Origin of the sequence: Nodularia sp. LEGE 04288, from assembly GCF_963896525.1 — a bacterium.
Taxonomy (GTDB): Bacteria; Cyanobacteriota; Cyanobacteriia; order Cyanobacteriales; family Nostocaceae; genus Nodularia.
Map to the genome: position 1 here is coordinate 23,736 of NZ_CAWQOY010000107.1, position 24,641 is coordinate 48,376.

The window sequence follows — 24,641 nt, forward strand, 5'->3', positions numbered from 1 at the left end:
ATGGTAAGTCGAACAAATAGGAGAATGTGATGACTCAGTTTCGACCTACGCGACGACAGTTTATTCAAGAGATTGGAGGGGCTGGTGTCTTGATGATCTGGGGCTGCAATCAACAGGAACAAGCAATGGTGACGCTGTATACTTTTGGTGATTCGATTTTAGATTGCGGACGATATAACGAGTTTGGCATTCATCCAGGTCAACTCCTTATCCAGAACGATGATCGCCTGTTTCCCGAATTTCAGGGTCAAGACCTAGTATCACGCGGTCCTGCACGCCTCGAACATCGCGCTCGTGATGGAGCAACCGTGGAAAGTTTGCCTTCTCAGGCTCAGGGATTGCGGGTCGAAGGAAGGGCAATTGCACTAATCACCATTGGTGGTAACGATCTGCTACGGGGATTAATTCAGGATACAGGTGTAGGGATTGCCACCTTTGCCAATGCTCTTGCCACATTTGTGCAACAGTTGGCAATCCGCCCTGTTCTGCTGGGCAATGTGTACGACCCCACCTTCGGAGATGACAGGCGCAACTTTTTGGGTGTTGATCCGGCGATCGCCCGCAAGAATCTCCAGAGGATGAACAGTACAATTCAAGCAATTGCTAGCCGCTATGGGCAATTCGTAGATATTCACGCTCACTTTCTCAAGGGCGATCCATCTTGGTTCACATCTGTAATTGAGCCAAGTCTGGAGGGTGCATCACAAGTCCGACGGGCTTTTCTTCCTTTTGTGTTCGGAAATTAAAGAAGAATACATCTTGTCGTTAAAAAGGCAGGCATGAAAGTATTTTGCGTTGACTTAGCGTAACTTTACGTTCAAAAGCAAACCTTTACTACTTATTGTGATTGACTTCCAAATACAGATGAAAAAGTCGATTGAATCGAATCTCCAGCTTCTTTAATTTTTCAACTTGTCTGCGACAACATCAGCCAAAAACCTTATTCTTGCGTTCCTAATTTTTCAATTAGTGTGGGTTTGCACATAAGATGAAATTTGGACAACGAAGTTATAGGGGTTTGGGGCGAAGAGATTCGCGCATAAAGTGAAATTGATTGTAGGGCAAGCATTTAAGCCAAATAGTCAATTCGCACATAAATTGAAATTTCCGAACCAAAACTCCAATGTATCAACCCAAACCATGATTTGAGTATCTTTCACCTTCTACTGATAATGAACAGCTTACTTGATTCTGAAAACCTGACCTTTAGGAATAAAGGGTAAATGCCGACCTACAGGAATTAAAAAAGCGTGTTCTCGCCGAATGTGTATGCGCTCGCAATATCCATCAGTAATAATTAGTAATGGCCCATTTTTTGGGAAATCGTCGGCTCTTTCCAATAAATCAATTCCTGGCTGTAAAACAGTACCGCCTCTACCCTTGACTTGAACTCTATCTGCCAGCGATTCTGGTGCGAGATAACCTTGGTCATAAGCAAAAGCATCACAAAAAACGACCCGCACAAAAGAAACATCATGGGAAATACTATAACTAGAGATAGCTCCTAACGCCTTTCCCAATAACTCACGCTCCATTGAACCAGAAGTATCTAAAACTACCCCAAATGTGCGACCTTCTTCATTGTTGCTATCCGGTACATAACGAGGACGGGGAATATCGGGAGTCGCAGATTGACGGCGACTCAGACGAGCATAAGACCTGACTTTAATTAAAGGAGAAAAGTAATTATCAAACCACTTAGCCAATTCCACATCCCAAGGAATCGGCGGATAACTCAAAGCGCGAATCTCTTCAATTAAACCCGCCGGGAGAAAACCCCGATTTTGTTCATAGTGATATGCAAGTCCCTGACTTAGACAACGGCGATAAAATTCATCCAATCCCACACCATCACCATAAGTCCACCAATCTGATATTCCTGGTTCCAAAATGTCACATTGTCCGATACCCCGCAAAGTAGATAGTTTGCGATAGAGGCGCAAATCTTTAACTATTTGGTCATAAATTGACTCGGCTGATAAATTCTTCAAATCAGGGTCGTGTAACACCCCAATGTGAGGTAATTCGCCTACCCCCATTTCTAACAGCCAAGAATTAATCACATAATCACAAGCAACATTCCACAAATAAGGGTCTCTTCCTTGACAGCGAGTATCATGTCTGAGTCCGGCGTGTAACAATTCATGAGCCATCACAAATCGGCATTCTTCATTACTTAATCCGGCGGCGGGATTGACAAAAATTTGTTTGTTTGCAACATCAATTGCTGCTATAGAAATAGAAAGACGCTGACATATTAATGGATCTTCAATAATTTCAAAATTAGTTGCTAAAGCTCCCAACAGAGGATAACTGTTGATAAACCAAGCCTTAGCTCTTTGTGCAGGAGTATCATTTTTGTTCTGCATCCCCAAAATCGGCTCTCGTCCGGCGGCGACATTTACCGCACTAGTAACGGCTCTCGTTAACCCTTCTCCAAAGAGATTTTGCCAGTCCAAGCCCCGACCAAAATAGTTACTTTTAATAGGTTCGATAATCAGATCAACAAAATCATATCCAGGAATACCGCGTTCGCAAAATTCCTGATATAAACTTTCTTCATTCCGGTTAGAAATATTGACAGAAAAAAGATATTCTTCTGGGATAGATCCTAACTTCAAATCAGCAAGAAACTTAGCAAGAAAGTAATTACAAGCAGCGTTCCATTCCCGCGGATATTTGCGTTTCTGGAAATGACCGAAGCCCAGATGCAATAGACAATGAGCCAGTACATAAACCCATTCTTCTGGAGAACCCCGTCGCGTTGGATGTACGTGAATAACACCATTACTAGTGACTACAGCCCAACCCTGTGGTGAACACTGGTTTCCCGACTGACGATTAATGTTAGCGTGGCAGAGTAGCGGTGCAAAAATGGGATGCTGTCTAAGGATGTCACATCCTTGCCCAAATTGTAATGTCGCAATATCTGTTTGATTCTTTTTACGTGCCATTTTCTTTCTTCACCAAACGTGGCAAGTCTCTGACTATTTCTACCATCAACCAACTAGGTAAAGCATCTCCCTTTTCCGGTATGGCTAACGCCACGCTATCGCTATCAGAAACAACCATTTGGGCAATTTCAAAGCTGATAGCCGCTAAATCCTTGAGTAGTCCTTTGGCGCGATGAGCTAAATCTTTGTGGCTACCTGTCATTGCAAGACGTTCTTGGGGTAATTCTTTGATGAGTTGAGCGCGGAAAGATTGAGCCAGAAAATAGAGAACATCCCTGTCTTCTGTCCGGTGTGGCCAGCCAATTTCGCCTTTGAGAATAGCTGTTAATTGGTACTTACTTTTAATTTGTTTAATAAAGCCTTTAAACTGAGTAGCATGATGGGGAGAAAGACACCCCATAGCGAGAACTTCTAGCCAGTGGTCTGTGAGGCGCTCGCCATATTCATGCAGAGTATCACTCAACATATGCCAAGAGCGGGGAGTCGAAAATGGTTCTTCATGTTTAGGAGGTTGACTCCACAGATGATCTGGGCGAGTTTGAATGTATTCAATCACCTAGGGATGAATATCATGATTTTTTGCCCAATCCAACCAGTCGCGATGGGAAACCTTCAAATGGACATGAACCATGCGGTTGAGCAAAGGTGAAGACATGGGCTTAACGATCGCACTATCTTGAGCGCGATTACCCGCACCAATGACAATCGAAGCTTCGGGAAGATGATATTCACCAATTCTGCGCTCATGAATCAGGCTGTAGAATGCCTTCTGAACTTCGTGAGAACAAGCGTTGAGTTCATCCAAAAACAAACAATAGGGTTCATCCCGTGCAATCATTCTGGGTGGGCAGAAGCGACTTTTTCCATCGATAATCTGCGGTACTCCAATTAAGTCTTCTGGTGCTAGTTGACTACCTAGCAGTGAAACGCAAGGTATTCCCACCTCAGCCGCAAATTCTTCTACCAAAGATGATTTTCCAATTCCTGGCGCTCCCCAAATAAACACGGGTCGCACTACCGCCACATTGAGAAGAATTTCTGAGAGTTGTTTTTGGGTGACTGTAATAGCTGGGTTCATTATTAACTCACAAAAACTGTCCCAACGTTGGGATTATTTCAAAATTCGCTTGATTATACTTATCCATCGTCTACTTCTATAATTCCCAAATTTAAATCGAAATGTTGACTTACAGATTACAAGTTAAAATCTGTGTTATCGATCACCTTTTTGAGCAGTATTTACGGCTGAGTAACTGGAATCCCCTTGAGTAATACATAATTGCAATAGCTGTTCACCCCAAATTCAAGCTGAGACAATAACAGGACAACAGTAATGAAAGATCGCGTTTACAAAAGGCACACGTCGGTCGAGAGAAATATCAGGCATAACAGACACTACTAAACCTAGTGTAACATAATAAATACAAAATAATACATATTGGGGTTTTTTATAGAACCCATTTTGCCTCGCTCATCTAGATGTTGTGACCTGCTGTCGGTTCGCGGACTAATTGAAAAATTTTCAACGTAGTTATAGGGTTTCTAGCTCATTTTGTCGCAGACAAAGTGAAAATTTGTCGCGGAGTAGATGAAAAATTCCTACCAAAATCGCGGACTAATTGAAAATTTCCGCAAAATGGGAATAAAAGGGCGCAACTCATTCCAGTATAAGGCTTTGGAGCAATAATTCTGTAAGTAGCGCCCAGCGTAGCTGATCGCTTGCGCCATCGCCGTGTACTACGAAAGAATAAGGGTTACACCAGCTCATTTTCAATTAGTCTGCGACAATTTTCATCTTGTCCGCGAAACGACAATAACTTGACCGAAAGTCGAGCGTCTGGGGGTAGGGGGTATTAATCGGATTTTTTATCGTATAGAAGATAAATAAGAGTTCCTTATTTTGTGTTTCGCACTCTTTTTACTGTATGATTTTCATGAGACCATAGGGTTGATTCGCAGGTTAGAGGTCGTATGTCCGCAAACGCCGATTTAATTAGGGGAAGAGGTTCAACGAAGACGCAGGCGGAAGTTAGGGCAACAGGTGGGGTTGAATCTCCATCGGAATTATCCCCCTTGCTCCCGACTAAAAGCTCCCTAGACTCTGCTTCAAAACTGAATTACCAGCCACAGGCCAGTGATACGAACATTGAGGCAGATAAATATCTGTTTACTCGCCTGCGACAACTTTCGCTCAAACAACGCTTAGAAATGTTCGTTGTTCATGAGCGTGGAGTCAAGAAACTTTGCCTCGTAGGAATTAAATCCCGACACCGTGGCGCGTCTGTGGAGGAAATTCGTCGTGTTTTTACCCGTGCTGTCTTAGCAGAAAAATATTCTCTTGATTTTCACCCCCAAGGTAATGATGAAAATATGTGGATTCAGGATTCTATTTCATTGGCTGGAGAATTACATCAAATTTTTGAGTCCACTAATATTCCTTACTATGTAAGTGGTGGTGTTGCATCTTCGCTGCACGGTGAACCTCGTTCCACTCGTGGTTTAGATTTGGTAATTTCAGTCCAATCTGACCAAATCGATTTGTTGGTGGCGACACTTGAAGGTGCGGGATACTATTGCCCAGCAGGTGCGGTTGAGGGTTTAAAGCAAGGCAGTGAACGAATGCTGAATATCACTCATACCGAAACTATTGCGAATGCAGACTTATATATCACTGATGTTTCGCCGTTTGCAGTGTCTCAGATGGCACGTCGAAGGCTCATCGATTTAGAAGGGATACCTGCGTTTTGGGTGGCTTCCCCAGAAGATACAATTTTACAGAAGTTACGCTGGGGTAGGGGGAGTCAATCGGAAAAACAGTGGCGCGATGTCTTGGGGATATTGAAGTTGCAAGCAGAAAGTTTGGATTATATGTACCTGGCAGAATGGTCAGAACACTTGGATTTGATTGATGCTTTGAATCAAGCATTTACTGAAGCTGGTGTGTAATTTTTAATTTGGAAGTCAATAAATGCCATCGCCTGATAGTTTAGAAAAAGATTCGTTACCACCGATAAGACTCATTCCACTAGAAAATGACAATGCCGCATCTGCTCATACTTCCACAAAATTGAGTAGCCAATCAAAAAGGATAACAGCGCCTACTGATATTCGTTTTGTGAAGGTACAGGAGTTTTTACGCAGCAATAACCTTGCGCCTAACAGCCGTAAGCTTTACGAACGAGAACTGAAGCGGTTTTTGGCTTGGACAGAACTGCACTATCATGAGATGCGTCCACGTCATTTTGGGCAGTATAAAGAGTACCTGCGAGATGATGTGCGTACTGATACTGGTAAACCTCTGGCTAAAAGCAGCATGAATACGGGAATTGCGGCTCTCAAAAGCTTTTTTAAGTGGATGTGTTATATCTATCCTGAGATTATTGCTACCAATCCCACACTAGGGATAAAACTAGAAAAAATCCCCCTTCCACCTGCTCAAAGTTTAACGCCAGAAGAAATGCAACGGGTATGGTCAGCGTTGGAGTTTCTGGGAGAAACCAAGCAACGGGATACAGCGATGGTTCACATTCTCAGTCATGGACTCCGGGCTGGGGAAGTTGTACTGTTAAATGTTGGGTCTTTTGATGGGAAGGTGCTGTTTTTACCCGATACGAAAACTAATGAACCACGCTTAGTACCGTTGCGAAAACAAAGCCGAGAAGCTGTAACGGAGTATTTGCGATCGCGCCAAGAACTCGGTGAACAATTAAATAGCCTCAGCCCATTAATGATTTCACATCATGCTTCATATCAAGGACAGCGCTTGAGTTATCACGGCATTTACTTTGCTATCGAAAAAATAGGGGAAATGGCTGAAGTTGAAGGTTTGCATCCTCACTCTTTTCGTCATACCTATGCGACTGATTTATTACTTTTGGGTATTGATCCTACCCATGCTCGGAAGCTGACGGGACATCAAAGCGAGAGAGCATTTCGACGGTATACACTCCGTAGTGAACAAGAAGCGGCGATTTCTGCTTATTATCGGGCAATTGGCGAAGAAACGGAAGTAGAGTAAACGATGCCAAAACCGCTAGACCCTAAATGTCAGTTATGCGCTAAGTTACCAACCGTGAAAGCTAAGGTATTACATGGTACAGAAGGGGATGGATGTTGGAATCCAAAAGTTTGTCACAATCGCCGTTCCTTCTATCGCCGCCGAACTGAGGATAATTCAGCAAAAATTGATGAGATTACAGTTGCGCCACCTGCAACATATTTTGCGGTGCTATATCTATATAAGGAACCGGGAGATAAGCCATTACACGCCTTGGGTGCAGAACTGTGGTTGGGACAAAAACCCATTTGTCGGCTAGAACCAATTCACTGTTTTGGGTTAACGGCGGGTAAGGTTCGCGCCTATACTGACCAAGTGTTACAGGCATTTGCTCAACAATATAATGTCTCACTCTATCAATATAAGGATATGTTTGAGGTTAGCCCCAACCATTGCCCAGTGCGTCCCTGTCCGTTACATCCTGAATCATAGAAATGACCAAATATCGTCAGTTAACAATCTGGGATATCTTGGATGAAATGTCAGAGGCTCCGCCGACATCTTCACTTGCTCCAGTTTGGGATTGTTTGGATGCAGAATTGCATGATTTACCTGTAGAAGCACAGTTATCAAACGCAGCACTGGCTTTTACTCAAATTGCAGATATTCTCAAAGTTCGTGCTGAGTCACTGTTACAGGATGTACGCGATCGCAATAGTCCAGATGGACCCGTTATCAGTACCGATATTTTTGCGGGATTAGTGCGAACGACGATGCAGTTGGATTTGGATGATTTGATTGAAACTCCAGTACTACAGACTTTTCAACCACATGGGCCGCATCACTTTTCCCCTACAGATGAATCAGGTGATTCAATGGTAGCACCTGTGGAGAAGGCGCAAGTGTTGGCGATGCTGGAAGAGGTGACGAGTTTAGAGGATGTTCATAATTTGGCTAGTGATGAAGATGTGCAAAAATGGCAGAGTGCGATCGCTAATCATTTGACACAAGTTCAAGGTGAAATTTCTTTAACTAAACTCCAACGGATGTTACGGATGCCAATGGTGGAGGTGTGGCTGGGATTGTTGCTGGGTGGGTTTGTCTTGGAGCAACGTGGCGATTTTTATCACAGCCAAAATATCTGGATCATTAATCGCTAGTTGAGCCAAAACAATTCAAAATTCAAAATTATTAATTCAAAATTGAAGAGAATTAGTGGGAGCAAAACAATTCAAAATTATTTCTTCTTCATCTTGCATTTTGAATTCCCGTAGGGTTATGGCGGGGCTTCTACCCAGAATTAATCAATTCCAAAATTTTATTTCTTTTTCATTTTGAATTTTGAATTTTGAATTTTGAATTCAACAAAGGTTACAAATCAAAATCCAGGGTGAATGTTTCGCCATCAGAATCTTTGGGATTTTCTGGTGGTGATGGAGTTGCAGAGGGCTGGTCTTGTGGGCTGGGATTTGTAGCTATCGGGTTGAAAGCTGGGGTATGTGTAACTTGTGTAACTACTTGTTGTGTGGGGAATACACCCTTTTTGAAAGCAAAATAGCAATCAATTATAAAGTAAAGCGTCTCTAGGTAACTTTTATCTAGTTGCTGTGATTCGGCAAATATACGTTCTCGGTAGCTATCTTTAATCCGAACTTTTTCCGGGGTCATTGGCTTCGCTCCCATTCAAATTTGTTGATTCAAAATTCGTGCATCGTTACCCCATAGCTCAAGCCAGGGGAGGTCAAATCAATTCAAAATTCAAAATTATCAATTCAAAATTAAAGACAATCAGTCAGTCAGGGCTTGTACCCACCACTGATTGAACGCGAGTGCGTCCCGTGGGTTTTGTTCAGTGGGAGCCTGTACTCGGAATTAATTAGTAGAGCCTCCGGCACGCTACCGCGGTAAGCGCAGCCATGCCCGTCAGGGCTTTATAAAATTATTTCCATTCTTCATTTTGAATTTTGCATTTTGCATTTTGAATTCAAAAAAGGGCTACAGATTTTTGTTCATCATGACTTTTGCCATCTCTAGCAATCCACAAGCATTAGCTTCTACGGGATTGTCCATAATTTTGAACCCGTTCTTCTCCAATAGCTTCTTCAATCCCGGTAACAAGCAGCCTCCACCTATTGCCCAAATTTCATCTCCCTGGTGTTTGGCATCTAGTGTCAGACCTACGGGTTTTTTTAAGAATTTTTCATACCAATCTTTCAGACAATTGCTATATATCTCTTTGATGTCTATGTCACGACTGTATCTGGTATGTCCTCCTTCCAAACAAAATCTAATCTGGGAGGCGTTCCCGATTTTCCCGCCGTTGAGACGTTTCATTTTTTCGGCAATGTCTTCGATGAGAACTTCTACACCTGCGGGGTAGGGGGTGTGAACTTCTCGCTTTCCTTGGTTGTAACGAGAATAAAGTGTGGTGCCATTACCAAAATCTAGGACGGTGAGCTTGGAGGGAAGCGGATGCCCAAACAATGCACCCATTCCTTCTGGGACAACTTTGAGAATTTCTATAGTGACATCTGATTTTTTCCCGGACAGGATTGGTTGATATTCTCCGTTGAGTTCTTGTTTTAAATTTTCTGCTAGTCCGATGTCATGTAAGCTGACGACTAATTTTAAATGCCACGCTTTACGATGTGGCAGATGTGCTAATCCACCGAGTAACATCAACAGTGCATTTTTAATTTTGTTTTCGTTGTGGTCAGTGTTGCGATCAAAATGATAACCTGTACGAAACGCAGATTCTCCTACTGTGTAAGCAGCACCGTCTAAGATTATTCTTCCTGGAACATCTTCCATCTCTGCGGTGGAAATATAGCTGGGGATGCGAACGACTTCAAATCCATCGACGAAAAGTTTCAGGCTGCCGTAACCGTTATCGAATCCTGCTGGAAAAATTTTTTGCAAGGCGTGAATGTTGGGCATGGGGGTTAAGTGGGGTACAAAAAGCAGTGGGGTACAAAAAGACCCTAAGCATCACCTATATATACCCTATATGGGGGCTAAATTTTCAATTATTTTCAATTTTCGTGTTAGGGTATATTTATCCCCTAAGTAACACCTATATATACCCCAAATTAATTTATTTTAGCAATATATACCCTAAAAGACTCCTGTATAGGGTGTATGTAGGTAATATATAGGGGTCAAAGGAGATATTTACCAGTTTCTAATCTCTTTTTGGGGTATATTTAACCCCTATATAGTACCTGCTTGTGTCCCAAATTAATTTTAGTTAGTAATTTATAGGAGTTCTATGAATATTTACACACTATTTAATTAATGCAATTATTGGAGTTGGATATTAGAAATATGAGGCGTGAGCGATCGCCACATAACCCGAATTTGTCAATACAATTCTCAAACCCTTGTAAAATCTAGATTCCGGTTCTTCAGACTTCATCGAAAAATAACCTGTCAAAAATCTCCGAAATATCTACTGGGTAAAGATTCTGGGTAATTGCAACTCTGTAGTGTAAGAAATGCGGGATAACACATAAATCGCTTATGGTTCGCCTACGATTTCAACTGTTCAACAAGAAATATCTCAAATATTCTGTCGCCCAGCCACAAGTTCAAAAATTGCCGAGGCTTTATCTGGCTATAGTTTCAGCCTTTTCAACTGAATTATCATTCACGCCCAAAGTCAATTCCAAAGGTGTTCGAGAAGGGTATGCTTTCACCACCTGTCGGTAAACTTCATAGTTGGTGGGTAGTGTTCTTTGTTGCTCACCATCTTTATAGGTCAGTTGATATTTGACATCTTTCAATAATTCAGGTTGACCCGCCTCTTCTTGAGGTTTTTTGCGTTGTTCTACTTCATCCACACTTGGTTTTTGTGGCACAGTTGGCCACCACAAACCCCGGTCATCTGGACCAACAACTGCTGCTGCTGATGGTTTTAATCCATTCTGATTTAACACTGAAGCATTTGCAAAGGTTTCAATCCGTGGCTGTGGTGCATTGGTTAAGTTATTGGCATATTTCACTTGCCAGGTATAACTGGTAAGCGCTGTAGCTTCATACTCTTCAGCAGTAACGATGCTACAACTGGTAAGTGTGAGCGCTGTTAGTGCCGTTATTAAAGATGGTAAAAATGTCAGCTTTTGCATTATTCGTAAATTGTTGATATTTTCTCCATAATTATTGAGCTAGGCGATCTGCTTTGCAGCAGCGCTTCGCTATCGCGCAGCCCACCAAAAGGAATCACACTCAGGGCATTAAACTTTCATCTGGATTATTCTATTAAAACAGAGATGACCATCCTACAGCAGCGTCACCCCTTACATTGTGAAATAGGGACTGATTCTCAAACCATATCAGGTTGATTTCGCACCCAATAAAATTGCTCACCATTCAGTCACGGCAATAACTTTATCAACTTCTGCTAATTTCTGCTGTAATAGAGAGCGCATTTCTTGAAGTTGTTTACTACTGGCTCTAGTGAGTAAATCTTCAGAAATTCCATTAACTTTTTGAAGTATGGTTTTTATTTCCTTTGACTCCTGTTTCTGTGACTTCAAATACTTGGTCTTAATTTTTCTAATGAGTTCACGAGTTTCTGCTACTGTCAGACTTTTCTTTAAGACTTCATCAGTGGCCGCCATCCGTTCAGAGGCTGCTTGATTTTCTGATATGTCTAGTGTCTTGGCAGAGAGAGTTGCCAACGCTAAAGCATGAGCGCCTTTTAGTCCCTGTTCTCGAATTGCCTGTTTTAAATCTGGAGAGAGGTACAGCATCGGCATGAGATTAGCTTTCACCGAACTCGGATTTAATCCCAACTCTAGCAGCACTTGTAGTAGACTCTGTTCTCTATCTGTAATCCCCAATAGTTCTAAGCCTTGCTGTTGTTCATCGGCGCTGACAGCCGTTAACTTTGTGAGTTCCTTACTGTTGCCATCTCTCTCCACTCTTTTAATCACCGTGCCTAATATTGTGGCAACTTCATCCATTTCCAAACCAGTAGACTTGATTACTTCCTTAAATACTGCTTCTGCTTTATCTAAAGGATTCAAATCTTCAAAGCCGAGAAAAGTTAGTAATGCCGATTGATCTAAGTCGTTAGGCATTGCTGCTATGACTGCACGAATAGTTGACCAACCCAGCAACTTAGCTGCTTCAGTCCGGAGTTGACCATCTAGTAAGGTGTAACGACCATTCCCCTGTGGGACGAGAATTACTGCTGAAATTTGGCCATGTTTTTTTAGTAACCGGGCTTTTGCTTGTATTAGTTCTGGTGTAATTGTTTGCCGAGGCTGATCAGGATTAGGATCGATGAGAGCTAAATCAATTTGTGCTTCTCCTGATTGATTTTGTAACTGTTCTCGGAGTTCTTGCAATTCATTTTCTAAATCTGGAGATTGGGCGGCTCTCAATCTTTCTATCTCGGCTTGCAGTTCAACAACTTTTTGCTCTTGCTCTGTTTTTTGGATTGCGCCGCTAAATTTGTTAGCAATTTTAGGCAATGCCACAATTATTTCTTCTCCTGAATTAAAGCTGCTAAATCATCTGTAATTTGCTGAAAATCTCTACAGGCAGGATGTTTGGGACGGTATTTTTGTAAAGGTAAGCCGTGAGCGCTGGCATTTTTGAATTCGTTTGAGTTGCGAACTTTAGGATAAAGCTTTAAATGTAAATGTTCGGCAATTTCTGGCAATTGCTCTAAATATTGCCTGTGCATTGCCACGGTGTCATCATACATACTTGGCACAAATCCCAAAATTGGTGGGCGAGGTTCTAACTGTAACTCATCACCTGTAGAAATACACCACTCTACCAATTCTGCTGAACCAGAAATGGCTTTCATTTCCAATTGCACTGGAACTAATATATGGGTTGAGGCAGCTAAAGCATTAACATTTAACATTCCTAAAGTAGCGGGACAATCCAAAATTACTAGATTGTGGGGCAAGGGGTATTTTTTTAAGCGATCGCTTAGTGTGTACTCTCCTCGTTTTCGGATAACTAATTCATTGGCTATTTCCGCTAAAAGTGGATGTCCCTGACAAACTTGAGTTTTTGATTGTTCCCAAACCGAAATTAAATCCCAATCTCCTTGGAAATCTTTTGATAATACTTTAACTAAAGTGGTTGATACTTCAGCCGGAGGCAATCCACAAAATACATCCAAAGAACGTTGTGGATCTAAGTCGATGATTGCGACATCAAAGCCCAGCCGACTCATTTCATAGGCAATGTGTACGCTCAGTGTGGTTTTGCCTACACCACCAGCATTAGCTATAAGTGAAAGAATAATCTGCTTCATAAGGTGATTTTTTCAGTCGTATTTTAAAATCCGACATGGAAATAGAGAAAAATGTACACTATGCAGTTATAGCAAAGGGCTGTAAAATTCTGCGGGCATAGCTGCGCTCGGATAAATTCAGTTATTTCAAGGCTTTGAGTAATCAAGGCTGTCCTAACCGATATGAATGTGGGCTATAAATTTACTATCCTTTGATGTCGGATTATGAACTACCCATAGTTGGCTCCGCCTGAACTATGGGTTTCTACATCCCTTAGTTCGTTGCTAGCAGAAACTTCTACAGATTTTTGACGCTTCTTCGTCCCTAGTTGCTTCATACTTCCTGCTTGTTTGCGGGTGTATGAAGTAGAGCTAGACGACTCTGCGTCTACGAGGCTAGTTCCTAACCCCGGTAGATTTCCTTTTGCCCAGTAAAGCATAACTTCGGCAGCCGCAATATCTCTGTCTTGAACATATCCACAAACACCACACTCATGTACTCTAATATCGAGTGTTTTCTTGTGTTGATGACCACATTTAGGACAAGTTTGACTAGGCTTTACCTTCTTAGTTGGAACTTCCACGAACACACCACCAATTTGTTCTACTTTGTACTTGATGGTACTGCGAAGCATTCCAAAACCTACGTCAAGTATTGATTTATTTAGTCCTGCTTTTTGTTTCTTGCGCTTGGTCACTGAGCTTTGCCGAAGTGTGCCTTTCTTAGCCTTACTGGTCATGTTCTTGACTACTAGTTTCTCTGTGGCGACGAAGCTATTACTGCTGACAATTTCTGTTGCCACTTGGTGTACCCAGTTCTGACGTTGGTTAGCAACTTTTTTGAGTATCTTGCTAACTCTAAGCTGAACTTTCTTGAACCTTCTAGAAGCCTTGACTTTCTTGTTCCTTTTGGGTGCGCGTTTACGCCTTTTTTCTTGAGATACCTTTTTTACTTTCTGTTCAGCATTCCTGAAGAACTTGGGAGCATCAATTTGTTGATGATTTTCTCCATCGGTAATTGATAATGCTGATTTACAACCCAAATCAATGCCAATCGCACCAGTTGGCAAAACCTCTGGCTTAAGAACTTGATCTAAAACATCAACAGTAATAGATGCGTACCATTTACCGTTACGGTAAACAATAGTGCAAGTAGTTGGTTTGCCCCAATACTTTGCTTTCCCTCGCATCTGAATCCGGCCAATTTTAGACAAGCTCAAGTAACCATTTTCACCATTTGATTCTACCGAATACCCAGATTTGGCTGGATAAGTCCAACCTGAATAATGACGTATTGACTTAAATCTTGGATGCTTGCCTAAACCTTTGAACCAACGTTCAAAAGCAAAATCAACACGCTTTAAGGTTGCTTGTAAAGCTTGGGAATTTATTTGTTTATATTCTGTCCAAACTTCCTTGAATGCTGGTAAACAATTCTGTTGCTCGAAATAATCAACCTTGTGGTTGAATTTTTGATATTGCGTAAACCTATTATTGACTGCGGCATTGAACAAATCTTTATGAAGCTTCCGATGATACCCCAATTGTTTTTCTATTTGAATATTTGGATATAACCGGAAAGTCATTCTTCTAGTAGCCACAGTCTAATCACCTCCTTGTTTTATTTTGCTTTTTCCTTTTCCTTTTAACTATGATTACATAAATATGTCCGCAATCTGTACTTAGCTATGACTAAAAAAAGAGTTGCATATTCGTATCAGTGAACGCAGAATCAATAAGTTGCGCTTATTAGCAATTGAAAAGGATAAAACAATTACTCAAATTACTGAAGAATTAATTGATACCCTACCAGAACCGAAAAATAAAGATTGTTGACTTATAATACATCCATTCCCTCATCAACCGTTAGGTTGATATTGGTCACAGATGTAATCGTCGCCAACCGCTATTCATCCCCACCCTATGAGTACATTGACGGTGGGGACTTTCGCGTTATGTTAAAATCCGACATTTCTGATGATTAATAAAAAACCATTATTATGATTAGAACACAAATTAGATTAAGTAGATAACTGAAACCTACAATTCCCCACCCATAACTGAGAAGTTAAGGACTAACTTTCGCTAAAGGCAACAAACAGGGAAGGTAGCGAGTTTGTTGACGAAGACAAAGAATAATCTTTATTTGAAAATTTCATGATCATAAATAACTGGTTTGATGCAGCTAGGCTAGGAATGTTTATTCATTGGGGACACAGTTCCCAACAAGGATGTGAGTTATCTTGGCCGTTAGTGGGGGGTGTCTTCAGTCTTCCTTTTTGCCAAGATATTCCAGTCGAAAAATATCACTGCACATCTAATACTTTTAATCCACAGGAATACAAACCTCAAGAATGGGCAAATTTAGCAAAAAGTTTAGGGATGCAATATGCCGTATTAACAGCCAAGCATCATGATGGGTTTGCGCTCTTCCACACCCAGGAATCAGAGTTTTCCATTGCATCTGCACCGTATAAAAAAGATATTGTCCGTGAATTTATTGATGCTATGCGCTCTGAAGGATTGCGTATAGGGCTTTATTTTTCCCTTAGTGACTGGCATCATCCTGACTATCCGGCTTTTACAGAAGCGGATAAACCTTATCGTTTTGACCAACTCCCTCAACCCACACCGGAACAATGGGAGCGATATATCCAATTCCTGTTTAATCAGATCAGAGAATTATTGACTAACTATGGTCAGATTGACATTATTTGGTTTGATGGTAGTTGGGAAAGGACTCCAGAGCAATGGCAAACTCAAGAATTAGAGCAAATGATTCGTGATTTACAACCTAATATTCTGATTAACGATCGCCTGCCAAATTGTGGAGACTTTGCAACTCCTGAGCAATTTATCCCTCCCCAACCTCCTAAGCATCTTTGGGAAACCTGTCTAACTATTAACGAGAGTTGGGGATATAACCCTGATGATTGCAAGTTCAAATCCTCTCGTCAATTAATCCATACGTTGTGTGAAGTAGCCGCGAAAGGCGGTAAACTTTTACTGAATATCAGTCCAATGGGTAATGGCAAAATCCCACCTGAGCAGTTGGAGCGTCTGCAAGATATCGCTGAATGGATGTCTAAAAATTCTGAAAGTATCCTCGATACAATCCCAGGATTAGAACCCTGGCAATTTTATGGCCCTTCAACTCGTAAAGGCGTTCGCGCTTCGCGTGCCGGAGGTAATCGCATTTATCTACACCTGTTAATGAAACCTTATGAAAGCATATCGGTTAGAGGTATACCAATTAAACAAATAAAATCGGTGTATGTTCTTGCTGATAGTACATCACTGGATTTTACCAGTCGCTGTGCAATTATGGATTCTATTCTCAATCCCAATCCTTTGGGAGAATTAACAATTGATGTCCCGGAATCAGTAATTGATCCCTTCGTGACAGTAATTTGTATTGATATGGAATCTTGAGCCAAAAATATTTGTGTTGCTGATTGATAATAGAATACAGTTCAGTTAAGCATTTCCTCCTTATACTTGAGGATAAAATGTGATGCGGCGCTGCTTACTTTGTTCATTGCACTCTACCGATAAGACAAACACAACATGATCTCAGGGGAAATTAAAAGTCAAATCGATAAAATCTGGGATGCTTTCTGGTCGGGTGGTATCTCCAATCCTCTGGAAGTGATTGAGCAAATTACTTACTTGCTGTTTCTGCGTCGCCTCGACGATTTACATACCCTGGAAGAAAACAAAGCCAACCGACTCAAGCGCCCGATGGAACGGCGGATTTTTCCAGAGGGTGAAGATATTAAAAAGCGTGCTTATGATGATTTGCGGTGGTCGAGGTTTAAGCACTTGGCCGCGCCGGAGATGTTTGCGGTAGTTAATGACCATGTTTTTCCTTTCCTGCGGACTTTGGGCGGCGATGAATCGACTTACGCCCACCACATGAAGGATGCCCGCTTCACAATTCCCACCCCAGCGCTTCTGTCTAAGGTGGTAGATTTGCTCGATGGTGTCCCAATGGCAGACCGGGACACCAAAGGCGACCTCTATGAATATATGCTCAGTAAGATTGCTGCGGCTGGACAAAATGGGCAGTTTCGCACGCCGCGCCACATTATTGGGCTGATGGTGGAACTGACTGCACCCAGTCCGGGGGATGTAATTTGTGACCCTGCTAGTGGTACTTGCGGGTTTCTGGTGGCTACGAATGAATACCTGCGAGAGCATCACCCGGAAATTCTCCGCGATGCCAAGCTGAAGCAACACTTCCACCATGAGATGTTTCACGGGTTCGATTTTGATAATACCATGCTGCGGATTGGCAGTATGAATATGCTGCTGCATGGTGTGGAAAACCCGGACGTGCGCTATCAGGATTCGTTGGCACAGGAGCATTCTGGTGATGAAGAAGCTTATACTCTTGTGCTGGCTAATCCGCCTTTTGCTGGGTCTTTGGACTATGAGAACACGGCTAAGGATTTGTTGGCGATCGTTAAGACGAAGAAGACTGAGTTGCTATTCCTGGCTTTGTTTTTGAGATTGCTCAAGCCTGGGGGACGGGCGGCGGTTATAGTGCCAGCAGGCGTTGTAGAGTCAGATAGTACTGCCCACTCGCAATTACGCAAGATTCTCATTGAGGAGAACCGACTCGAAGGAGTGATTGCGCTGCCGCATTGGGTTTTCAAACCTTATGCTAGTGTCTCCACCGCAATTCTATTATTCAGTCGGGCGGGTAAAACAGATTCGGTGTGGTTCTACCGTATTGAAAACGATGGATTCAATAACGATGCAGTCAAGAGCGTGAGACTAGGCAGTGAACTTCCAGAGGTTGTTAATCTGTGGCAAAATCGTCATTCTACCAGTTATCTCCCTCAGAAATCTAAACACAGGTTTGTAAGTCGTGAGGAAATCGTAAAAAATAACTACGACCTTTGCGAGCGGGTTTACCTAAGTGGATATGAATATCCAAGTGACGTACCATTAAGACATTTGGATGAACTTTTTGAAATTCAGAAAGGTAACATCAGTGCAGCCCAAGCCGAGGATGGCCCATTTCCATTTATCACATCATCGGAAGAGACTAAGTTCCACAGTCAATACTCATTTGATAACGAGGCAATTTGTATTCCCATTGTATCGTCTACTGGACATGGACACGCCTCGATAAAGACAATTCATTACGTGAGTGGCAAGTTTGCAGCAGCAACAATAACCGCAGTTATGACGCGCAAGCCAGAAGTAGAAATTTACGTTCCGTATGTATATTTCTACCTCCTAGCACACAAAGATGAGCTTTTAGTTCCACTCATGCGGGGTGCGGCAAACGTTTCCCTAAACTTAGATCGACTCAGCCGACTACGCATCCCAGTGCCGCCGGACGTGTCTACACAAAAAAGTATGGTTAAGTCACTTGCGGAAACACAACAAAAACTGGCACAACTTAAGGCAGAACTCAAAGCTGCTGAAAAAGTTTTAACGGAAAATATTGCAGCTTTCTGTGAAAAGTATTGAGTAATAGGCTATGAACAAGTCACGAGAAAGACAGATGGGAGGGATAGATTAGTCAAATGAATAACTTCGCCTTTTTCCAAACTGAATTATCCCGAATTTACGAATCCGCACTAGAAGAATTTGCCCGTCGCGCTGAAACCGTAGAAAAACTCAAAGCATCTCACCGCGCCTCACTATCCGAACTTGATGCCCTCTTTGCTTCCCTGCAACATCGAGCCTTTAGAGGAGAATTATGACATGAGTGCCATGCTGACAGAATTTACCCTCGCCAACTTTAAAAGTTACAGTACCAGCCGTTTACCTCTGGGATCTTTAACCGTGCTAATAGGTGCAAACGCCGCAGGTAAAAGTAACGCCCTTGAAGGCTTGCGCTTTCTCTCATGGTTAGCACAAGGACAAAGACTTTCTAGCATTCAATATGCTGTAAATAGTGCAGACCGAGTAGTGCGTGGTCGAGTAAATGACTTGTGCCATCGCGGAGAGTCAAATTTTACCATTGGTTGCCGTTTGGACTCATATGATTGGAACCAACTCGATATAACCCTGAATGTACGTGACGGAGAACTGCACATCAGTAGTGAGCGAATTGTTGGCTCAACAAGTCAAGTCCCGCTATATGACCTAGACCAGCCTTCTCAAGGAGTAGGGACTGATGTTGGTGTCGCATATAACAACTTTACCAAAGGGAGGAATAAACCACGAATAACGTGCAGCGATCAGATGGCTATATTCGTGCAATTAGACACCCCTGCCCATTTTGATGCAAAGTACCCCTTATCCCAAAAGATAATTCCTGAGACAGTCCGCGAATATCAACGAATTTTAAAGAACATCCTGTTTTTAGATCCCGTTCCCGCCAGAATGCGCGAGTACAGCTTCAAATCTGATAAGCGATTACAAGAAGATGGTACTAATCTTTCCAGCGTCCTGTATCGCTTATGGCAGAACCAACCCGAAAATCAACAGGCAATTCTCAACTTCATCCAGAGTCTACCAGAACAGGCTATAGATGGGCTAGATTTCCTTTTGGGTCCACGGGATGAAGTCATGGTGCGAATAGCAGAAACCTTTGGCAATAACCGGCGTTTTTGTGAAGCTGCATTGTTATCAGATGGCACATTGCGGGTGTTAGCGATCGCAGCAGCCATGCTATCAGCTACAGAAGGTAGTTTAGTAGTCATCGAGGAAATCGACAACGGCGTTCATCCCAACCGCGCCCAGCATCTCCTCGCCAGCATCCGAGATATTGCCGAACAGCGTAAATTACGAGTGCTGCTTTCTACCCACAACCCAGCCCTCATGGATGCTTTACCCGATGCAGCCCTGGGTGATGTAGTGTTTTGTTTCCGCAATCCAGAACAAGGAGATAGCCGCCTTGTCAGGCTTGGGGAGATGGACGAATTTCCAGGTTTGATATCCCAAGGGCCGCTTGGTCAACTGGTAACTGCTGGGATAGTGGATCGGTTCGTGAAGTCACCGCACACACCCGAAGACAGAAAACAGCAAGCAATGGACTGGCTGTCTCGTTTGCAGGAGTACGGCAATGAGTAGTATCTGCCTGATTGACACTAGCGTATTCCTCAACTTGCTCAACGTCCCCAACTGTAATCAGAATCAGACATCAGTCCTCGAAGATTTTAAGACTTATTGGGACTCTGGGTGTACTTTTCTGTTACCTATGGCAACCATACTCGAAACAGGCAACCACATTGCCCAAAACGGCGACGGCACAATGCGAAGAAAAACAGCCCTACGTTTTGTTAAAGCAGTTAAAGACGCATTCACAGGGGAAGCACCTTGGTCACCTACTGCATTTCCGACCACAGAAGAGATATTGTCGTGGATTAACCAGTTCCCTGATATGGCTTGCAGAAACAAAACTCCTGATAAACCACAAGGAACAAGTTTCGGTGATCTCAGTATTATTGAAGAATTTAATAAATTGTGTAAACGCTTCCCCATGAGTGAAGTGTTTATCTGGTCGTTAGACACCGATTTACAGAGCTATTACCAAAATGAAAAATGACTTAGCCATTTACAAAGATTGGTCAGAAACGATCGCTCACCTACCTTTAAAGCTAATTGTTGTAAATTTGGAAAAAAAGGAAGTCAGCCAATGGATACCATCACGACCTACCGAGAAATCGTCAAACAGGTAATTAGTGATTATGCCAAACTACGCCCATCTCACGGCAACATTCGCTTAGATACCATCTTTGACGAGATGCGCGATCGCTATGCTCTAATGCAGGTGGGTTGGGATAGAGAGCGGCGTGTACGTGGCAACCTGATCTATGTAATTATCGAAAATGGGAAAGTAATCATTGAATACGATGGCATGGAATGCGGAATTACTCAAGACTTAGTTAAAAAAGGGATTCCAGAGAGTGATATTGTACTGGCTTTTCTAGCGGAGGCGCAGACTGTTTCCATTGCTTGAAAACAGCATTATACTGAATTAGGCTGTACTTTTATTAACCACAGCTTTATTCATTTCATGAGCCAGTTTACCTTCCTCCAAGCTGAATTCTCCTCAATCTACGAATCCGCCCAAAAAGCAGTTGATGCAGTACATCCCGACCCCCGTACCGCTTGCTTTTATACTCGTCGTGCCTTGGAGTTAACCGTAAACTGGTTATATAAACACGATACCTCTCTAGAACTGCCTTATCAAGACAACTTGAGCGCCCTGATTCACGAACCTACCTTTAAAACCTTGGTCGGTGAAGCAGTATTTAACAAAGCACGGGTGATCATTAAACTCGGTAATCAGGCAGTCCACAGTGCCAGACCGATTCCTCTTAACGATGCTATCCATGCAGTCCGGGAATTGTTTCACGTGGCTTACTGGTTGGCACATACCTACGGACGCAGCAGCAAACCAGAACCAGGGCTGACCTTCCAACTTGATGCACCCCCCAAGACCGCAGCAGTCCCTAAACAGACTATAGAGCAACTCCAGAAACTAGAAACCCAATTACGGGAACGCGATGAAAAACTCTCCACACTCCTCGCCGACAAAAACGCACTTGATGAAGAACTGAAGCGATTACGGGCGGAGGTAGCCAAAGCCAAAAAAGCCAGCAGCAGCCAACCAGATCCTCACGATTATTCGGAAGCACAAACCCGCGATATCTTCATTGACCTGTTGCTCAAAGAAGCCGGCTGGAAACTCGACCAAACCCGCGATCGCGAATTTGCAGTTGCAGGAATGCCCAACGCATCAGGCGAAGGCTTTGTAGACTACGTACTCTGGGGAGACGATGGTAAACCCCTGGCGCTGGTAGAAGCCAAACGTACCCGCAAAGACCCCCGCATCGGACAGCAACAAGCTAAACTCTATGCCGATTGTCTCGAAAACCAATTTGGTCAGCGTCCGATTATCTTCTATTCCAACGGTTACGAGCATTGGCTGTGGGATGACACCAATTACCCACCGCGACAGGTGCAGGGATTTTACAAAAAAACCGAGTTAGAATTATTTATCCAGCGCCGGACTACCCGCAAATCCTTAGCAGCAGCCAATATTAAGCCTAGCATTGCCGAACGCTATTATCAAACTCGTGCTATCCGCCGCATTACCGAAGCCTTCGAGACTGATAAAGACCGCAAAGCATTGGTAGTCATGGCTACAGGTGCAGGTAAAACTAGAACAGCGATCGCTTTAGTAGAAATGCTGATGCGTTGTAACTGGGCTAAACGTGTCCTCTTTCTAGCCGACCGTGTAGCCCTGGTAAATCAGGCTATCAATGTCTTTAAGCAACACCTCCCAGATGCCGCCCCAGTCAATTTAGTTACAGAGAAAGATACCGAAGGACGAGTCTTTGGTTGCACCTATCCCACGATGATGGGGCTGATTGACGATACCCGCGACGGTCAGAAACGGTTTGGTGTCGGGCATTTTGACCTGATTATCATTGATGAAGCTCATCGCTCGGTGTTCCAAAAATACCGCAATATTTTCAACTATTTTGATTCCCTGTTACTGGGACTAACCGCTACACCAAAAGATGAAATCGACCGCAATACTTATGGACTATTTGACCTAGAGAATGGTGTACCTACTGATGCTTACTTACTAGAAGATGCCGTCAAAGATGGCTTTCTTGTCACATCTCAAGCTGTATCAGTGCCGCTCAAGTTTCAAAGACAGGGTATTAATTATCACGAACTTTCGGAAACGGAAAGAGAAGATTGGGATGCTCTGGAATGGGATGACGAAGGCAACACACCTGAGCGGGTGGAACCAGCAGCAGTCAATAAGTGGCTATTCAATCAAGATACTGTAGACAAGGTACTAGCCCATTTGATGACTAGGGGGTTGAAAGTTGCTGGTGGCGATCGCCTGGGCAAAACGATCATCTTTGCCAAGAATCAAGATCATGCCAATTTCATTGCTGACCGCTTCAATATCAACTACCCACATTTTAAGGGTGAGTTTGCCCGCGTGATTACCTTCCAAACCACTTATGCCCAAAACCTGATTGATAATTTTTCCCACAAAGATAAGGAACCCCATATTGCTATCTCAGTAGATATGCTTGACACTGGGATTGATGTCCCAGAAATCGTCAATCTGGTGCTGTTCAAACTTGTACGTTCTAAAACCAAGTTTTGGCAGATGGTAGGACGAGGAACCCGTCGCTGTGCCGATTTATTTGGTTTAGGACAAGATAAGCAATTTTTCTATCTGTTCGACTATTGCCAAAATCTGGAGTTTTTCCAGCATCATCCAGAAACGACTGATGCACCCATCGGTAAATCTTTGGGTAAGCAGTTATTTACCACCCGCTTGGAGTTAATCGCAGAGTTAGACAAACAAGTTGGTACAGACAGCCTGAGTGAAGTTGGAGGCAGTTTCAAAGCACCTCTAGCCGCCAATGAAGAACCAAAAACTGATGCCGAATTGCGCCGCCAAGTAGCCAATCTCCTGCACACAGAAGTGGCTGCGATGAATAGCGAAAACTTCGTAGTCCGTCCAAAGCGGCGATTGGTAGAGAAATATACAAGTTCCGAAGCTTGGCGATCGCTCTCAGAGGAAGATTTTACTGCACTGAGCCAAGAAATAGCCGGTTTACCCTGCCAATTGGCAGCGGAAGCCGAAGAAGTCAAGCGGTTTGATATTCTGGTGCTGAAATTACAATTAGCGATACTGCGATCGCAACCTACCTTTGAGCGTTTACGAGAACAGGTAAAATCACTTGCTGGGTTATTGGAAGAGAAATCAGCTATCCCCTTAGTCAAGTCACAGTTGCCTCTACTCCAGGATATACAAACTAATGAATGGTGGCAAGATGTAACATTGCCAATGCTGGAAGTATTACGCAAACGATTACGAGGGCTAGTAAAGCTGATTGAGAAACAGAACCGCCAACCGATTTACACCGACTTTGAGGATGTGATGGGGGATGAAATCATCGTGGAGTTACCTGGTTTTACAGCATCGGATAACTTTGAGAAATTCCGAGCTAAAGCACGGGCTTTCTTGCGAGCGCATCAAGATCATGTAGTCATCTTTAAACTGCGGACAAACAAGCAACTGACCGCCTCAGATTTGTCAGAACTAGAGAAAATACTGGCAGAGAGTGGTGTCGGTGAGACAGAAGATATTCTCCGGGCTAAGGAAGAATCCCAAGGTCTGGGTTTGTTTGTGCGCTCCTTGGTGGGGCTAGACCGTGAGGTAGCAAAACAGGAACTGGCTCAATTTCTATCTGTCCAACAGTTTAACTCTGATCAAATTGAGTTTGCAAATATGATTGTGGACTACCTCACCGAACACGGCGTAATGGATGCGGCGCTGCTCTACGAATCTCCATTTACCGACATTACACCACAGGGGCCAGATGGATTATTTACCTCGTCCCATATAGATGAATTGGTGGCTGTGCTAGAAGAAGTTTATGGGCGGGCGATCGCGCGGAGCGAAGTCCCGAAAGCGATCGCTTAGGAA

General features: G+C 43.1%; 21 protein-coding genes. 12 read left to right on the forward strand and 9 right to left on the reverse strand.

Features of this window, described 5'->3' with window-relative positions; genetic code table 11:
* Positions 1–29 precede the first annotated feature (29 nt).
* A complete protein-coding gene (locus tag AACX33_RS11930) occupies positions 30–746 on the forward strand; it encodes an SGNH/GDSL hydrolase family protein (protein WP_227789039.1) in 717 nt (238 codons plus the stop codon).
* A gap of 435 nt (positions 747–1,181) precedes the next feature.
* Here the strand turns inward: AACX33_RS11930 and AACX33_RS11935 are convergent, their stop codons facing one another.
* The 3 genes from AACX33_RS11935 to AACX33_RS11945 are packed head-to-tail and all read right to left on the reverse strand — an operon-like array spanning position 1,182 to position 4,032.
* Positions 1,182–2,954 (reverse strand): vWA domain-containing protein, encoded by a 1,773-nt coding sequence (locus AACX33_RS11935; protein ID WP_227789040.1) that lies wholly within the window; start codon positions 2,952–2,954, stop codon positions 1,182–1,184.
* Entirely contained in the window at positions 2,944–3,510 is a 567-nt protein-coding gene (locus AACX33_RS11940; protein ID WP_227789041.1) for a hypothetical protein, read from the reverse strand. The genes AACX33_RS11935 and AACX33_RS11940 overlap by 11 nt, the downstream gene beginning before the upstream one ends.
* Positions 3,511–4,032, reverse strand: coding sequence for an AAA family ATPase (locus AACX33_RS11945; protein WP_227789042.1), 522 nt, complete (start codon positions 4,030–4,032; stop codon positions 3,511–3,513).
* An 893-nt stretch (positions 4,033–4,925) separates the two neighbouring features.
* Here AACX33_RS11945 and AACX33_RS11950 point away from each other — a divergent pair.
* Genes AACX33_RS11950 through AACX33_RS11965 form a run of 4 tightly spaced genes read left to right on the forward strand, consistent with a single transcriptional unit; the run spans position 4,926 to position 8,111 of the window.
* A complete protein-coding gene (locus tag AACX33_RS11950; protein ID WP_227789043.1) occupies positions 4,926–5,900 on the forward strand; it encodes a hypothetical protein in 975 nt (324 codons plus the stop codon).
* Positions 5,901–5,922: 22 nt separating this feature from the next.
* On the forward strand, positions 5,923–6,972 hold the full coding sequence (locus AACX33_RS11955; protein WP_227789044.1) for a tyrosine-type recombinase/integrase: 1,050 nt from the start codon (positions 5,923–5,925) through the stop codon (positions 6,970–6,972).
* Positions 6,973–6,975: 3 nt separating this feature from the next.
* Positions 6,976–7,443: a hypothetical protein gene (locus tag AACX33_RS11960; protein ID WP_227789045.1), complete on the forward strand. Its 468-nt coding sequence runs from the start codon at positions 6,976–6,978 to the stop codon at positions 7,441–7,443.
* 2 nt (positions 7,444–7,445) lie between these two features.
* Positions 7,446–8,111, forward strand: coding sequence for a hypothetical protein (locus tag AACX33_RS11965; RefSeq protein WP_227789046.1), 666 nt, complete (start codon positions 7,446–7,448; stop codon positions 8,109–8,111).
* Positions 8,112–8,322: 211 nt separating this feature from the next.
* Here AACX33_RS11965 and AACX33_RS11970 read toward each other — a convergent pair whose 3' ends face one another.
* The 6 genes from AACX33_RS11970 to AACX33_RS11995 all read right to left on the reverse strand — a co-directional run bounded on the left by AACX33_RS11970 (position 8,323) and on the right by AACX33_RS11995 (position 14,793).
* Positions 8,323–8,619 (reverse strand): hypothetical protein, encoded by a 297-nt coding sequence (locus AACX33_RS11970; RefSeq protein WP_107807083.1) that lies wholly within the window; start codon positions 8,617–8,619, stop codon positions 8,323–8,325.
* A 327-nt stretch (positions 8,620–8,946) separates the two neighbouring features.
* On the reverse strand, positions 8,947–9,888 hold the full coding sequence (locus AACX33_RS11975) for a ParM/StbA family protein (RefSeq protein ID WP_194003920.1): 942 nt from the start codon (positions 9,886–9,888) through the stop codon (positions 8,947–8,949).
* A gap of 668 nt (positions 9,889–10,556) precedes the next feature.
* Positions 10,557–11,075: a hypothetical protein gene (locus tag AACX33_RS11980; RefSeq protein ID WP_227789047.1), complete on the reverse strand. Its 519-nt coding sequence runs from the start codon at positions 11,073–11,075 to the stop codon at positions 10,557–10,559.
* 237 nt (positions 11,076–11,312) lie between these two features.
* Positions 11,313–12,434, reverse strand: a complete 1,122-nt coding sequence (locus AACX33_RS11985; protein ID WP_227789048.1) for a ParB/RepB/Spo0J family partition protein — start codon at positions 12,432–12,434, stop codon at positions 11,313–11,315.
* 2 nt (positions 12,435–12,436) lie between these two features.
* Positions 12,437–13,228, reverse strand: coding sequence for a ParA family protein (locus AACX33_RS11990; protein WP_227789049.1), 792 nt, complete (start codon positions 13,226–13,228; stop codon positions 12,437–12,439).
* A gap of 209 nt (positions 13,229–13,437) precedes the next feature.
* Positions 13,438–14,793 carry an RNA-guided endonuclease InsQ/TnpB family protein gene (locus AACX33_RS11995; RefSeq protein ID WP_227789063.1) on the reverse strand — a complete coding sequence of 452 codons (1,356 nt, stop codon included), beginning with the start codon at positions 14,791–14,793 and terminating at the stop codon, positions 13,438–13,440.
* Positions 14,794–15,364: 571 nt separating this feature from the next.
* On the opposite strand from AACX33_RS11995, the gene AACX33_RS12000 reads away from it, so the two are divergent.
* From AACX33_RS12000 to AACX33_RS12030, 7 genes are all read left to right on the forward strand, one after another.
* Positions 15,365–16,639: an alpha-L-fucosidase gene (locus AACX33_RS12000; RefSeq protein ID WP_227789050.1), complete on the forward strand. Its 1,275-nt coding sequence runs from the start codon at positions 15,365–15,367 to the stop codon at positions 16,637–16,639.
* 135 nt (positions 16,640–16,774) lie between these two features.
* Complete coding sequence (locus tag AACX33_RS12005; protein WP_227789051.1) at positions 16,775–18,691, forward strand: N-6 DNA methylase; 1,917 nt, start codon at positions 16,775–16,777, stop codon at positions 18,689–18,691.
* A 56-nt stretch (positions 18,692–18,747) separates the two neighbouring features.
* Complete coding sequence (locus tag AACX33_RS12010) at positions 18,748–18,927, forward strand: hypothetical protein (protein WP_227789052.1); 180 nt, start codon at positions 18,748–18,750, stop codon at positions 18,925–18,927.
* Position 18,928: 1 nt separating this feature from the next.
* Positions 18,929–20,242: an AAA family ATPase gene (locus AACX33_RS12015; RefSeq protein ID WP_227789053.1), complete on the forward strand. Its 1,314-nt coding sequence runs from the start codon at positions 18,929–18,931 to the stop codon at positions 20,240–20,242.
* Entirely contained in the window at positions 20,235–20,717 is a 483-nt protein-coding gene (locus AACX33_RS12020) for a hypothetical protein (RefSeq protein ID WP_227789054.1), read from the forward strand. The genes AACX33_RS12015 and AACX33_RS12020 overlap by 8 nt, the downstream gene beginning before the upstream one ends.
* Positions 20,718–20,807: 90 nt before the next feature.
* On the forward strand, positions 20,808–21,131 hold the full coding sequence (locus AACX33_RS12025) for a XisI protein (RefSeq protein WP_227789055.1): 324 nt from the start codon (positions 20,808–20,810) through the stop codon (positions 21,129–21,131).
* Between the two features lie 57 nt (positions 21,132–21,188).
* Positions 21,189–24,638 carry a DEAD/DEAH box helicase family protein gene (locus AACX33_RS12030; RefSeq protein WP_227789056.1) on the forward strand — a complete coding sequence of 1,150 codons (3,450 nt, stop codon included), beginning with the start codon at positions 21,189–21,191 and terminating at the stop codon, positions 24,636–24,638.
* The last annotated feature ends 3 nt before the right edge of the window (positions 24,639–24,641 follow it).

Coding starts and splice junctions, on each gene's coding strand:
- AACX33_RS11945 (WP_227789042.1), bottom strand. CDS start 4,032: ATGAACCCAGCTATTACAGTCACCCAAAAACAACTCTCAGAAATTCTT.
- AACX33_RS12010 (WP_227789052.1), top strand. CDS start 18,748: ATGAATAACTTCGCCTTTTTCCAAACTGAATTATCCCGAATTTACGAA.
- AACX33_RS12005 (WP_227789051.1), top strand. CDS start 16,775: ATGATCTCAGGGGAAATTAAAAGTCAAATCGATAAAATCTGGGATGCT.
- AACX33_RS11935 (WP_227789040.1), bottom strand. CDS start 2,954: ATGGCACGTAAAAAGAATCAAACAGATATTGCGACATTACAATTTGGG.
- AACX33_RS12030 (WP_227789056.1), top strand. CDS start 21,189: ATGAGCCAGTTTACCTTCCTCCAAGCTGAATTCTCCTCAATCTACGAA.
- AACX33_RS11975 (WP_194003920.1), bottom strand. CDS start 9,888: ATGCCCAACATTCACGCCTTGCAAAAAATTTTTCCAGCAGGATTCGAT.
- AACX33_RS12000 (WP_227789050.1), top strand. CDS start 15,365: ATGATCATAAATAACTGGTTTGATGCAGCTAGGCTAGGAATGTTTATT.
- AACX33_RS11930 (WP_227789039.1), top strand. CDS start 30: ATGACTCAGTTTCGACCTACGCGACGACAGTTTATTCAAGAGATTGGA.
- AACX33_RS11965 (WP_227789046.1), top strand. CDS start 7,446: ATGACCAAATATCGTCAGTTAACAATCTGGGATATCTTGGATGAAATG.
- AACX33_RS11955 (WP_227789044.1), top strand. CDS start 5,923: ATGCCATCGCCTGATAGTTTAGAAAAAGATTCGTTACCACCGATAAGA.
- AACX33_RS11990 (WP_227789049.1), bottom strand. CDS start 13,228: ATGAAGCAGATTATTCTTTCACTTATAGCTAATGCTGGTGGTGTAGGC.
- AACX33_RS12015 (WP_227789053.1), top strand. CDS start 18,929: ATGAGTGCCATGCTGACAGAATTTACCCTCGCCAACTTTAAAAGTTAC.
- AACX33_RS11995 (WP_227789063.1), bottom strand. CDS start 14,793: ATGACTTTCCGGTTATATCCAAATATTCAAATAGAAAAACAATTGGGG.
- AACX33_RS12020 (WP_227789054.1), top strand. CDS start 20,235: ATGAGTAGTATCTGCCTGATTGACACTAGCGTATTCCTCAACTTGCTC.
- AACX33_RS11950 (WP_227789043.1), top strand. CDS start 4,926: ATGTCCGCAAACGCCGATTTAATTAGGGGAAGAGGTTCAACGAAGACG.
- AACX33_RS11980 (WP_227789047.1), bottom strand. CDS start 11,075: ATGCAAAAGCTGACATTTTTACCATCTTTAATAACGGCACTAACAGCG.
- AACX33_RS12025 (WP_227789055.1), top strand. CDS start 20,808: ATGGATACCATCACGACCTACCGAGAAATCGTCAAACAGGTAATTAGT.
- AACX33_RS11970 (WP_107807083.1), bottom strand. CDS start 8,619: ATGACCCCGGAAAAAGTTCGGATTAAAGATAGCTACCGAGAACGTATA.
- AACX33_RS11960 (WP_227789045.1), top strand. CDS start 6,976: ATGCCAAAACCGCTAGACCCTAAATGTCAGTTATGCGCTAAGTTACCA.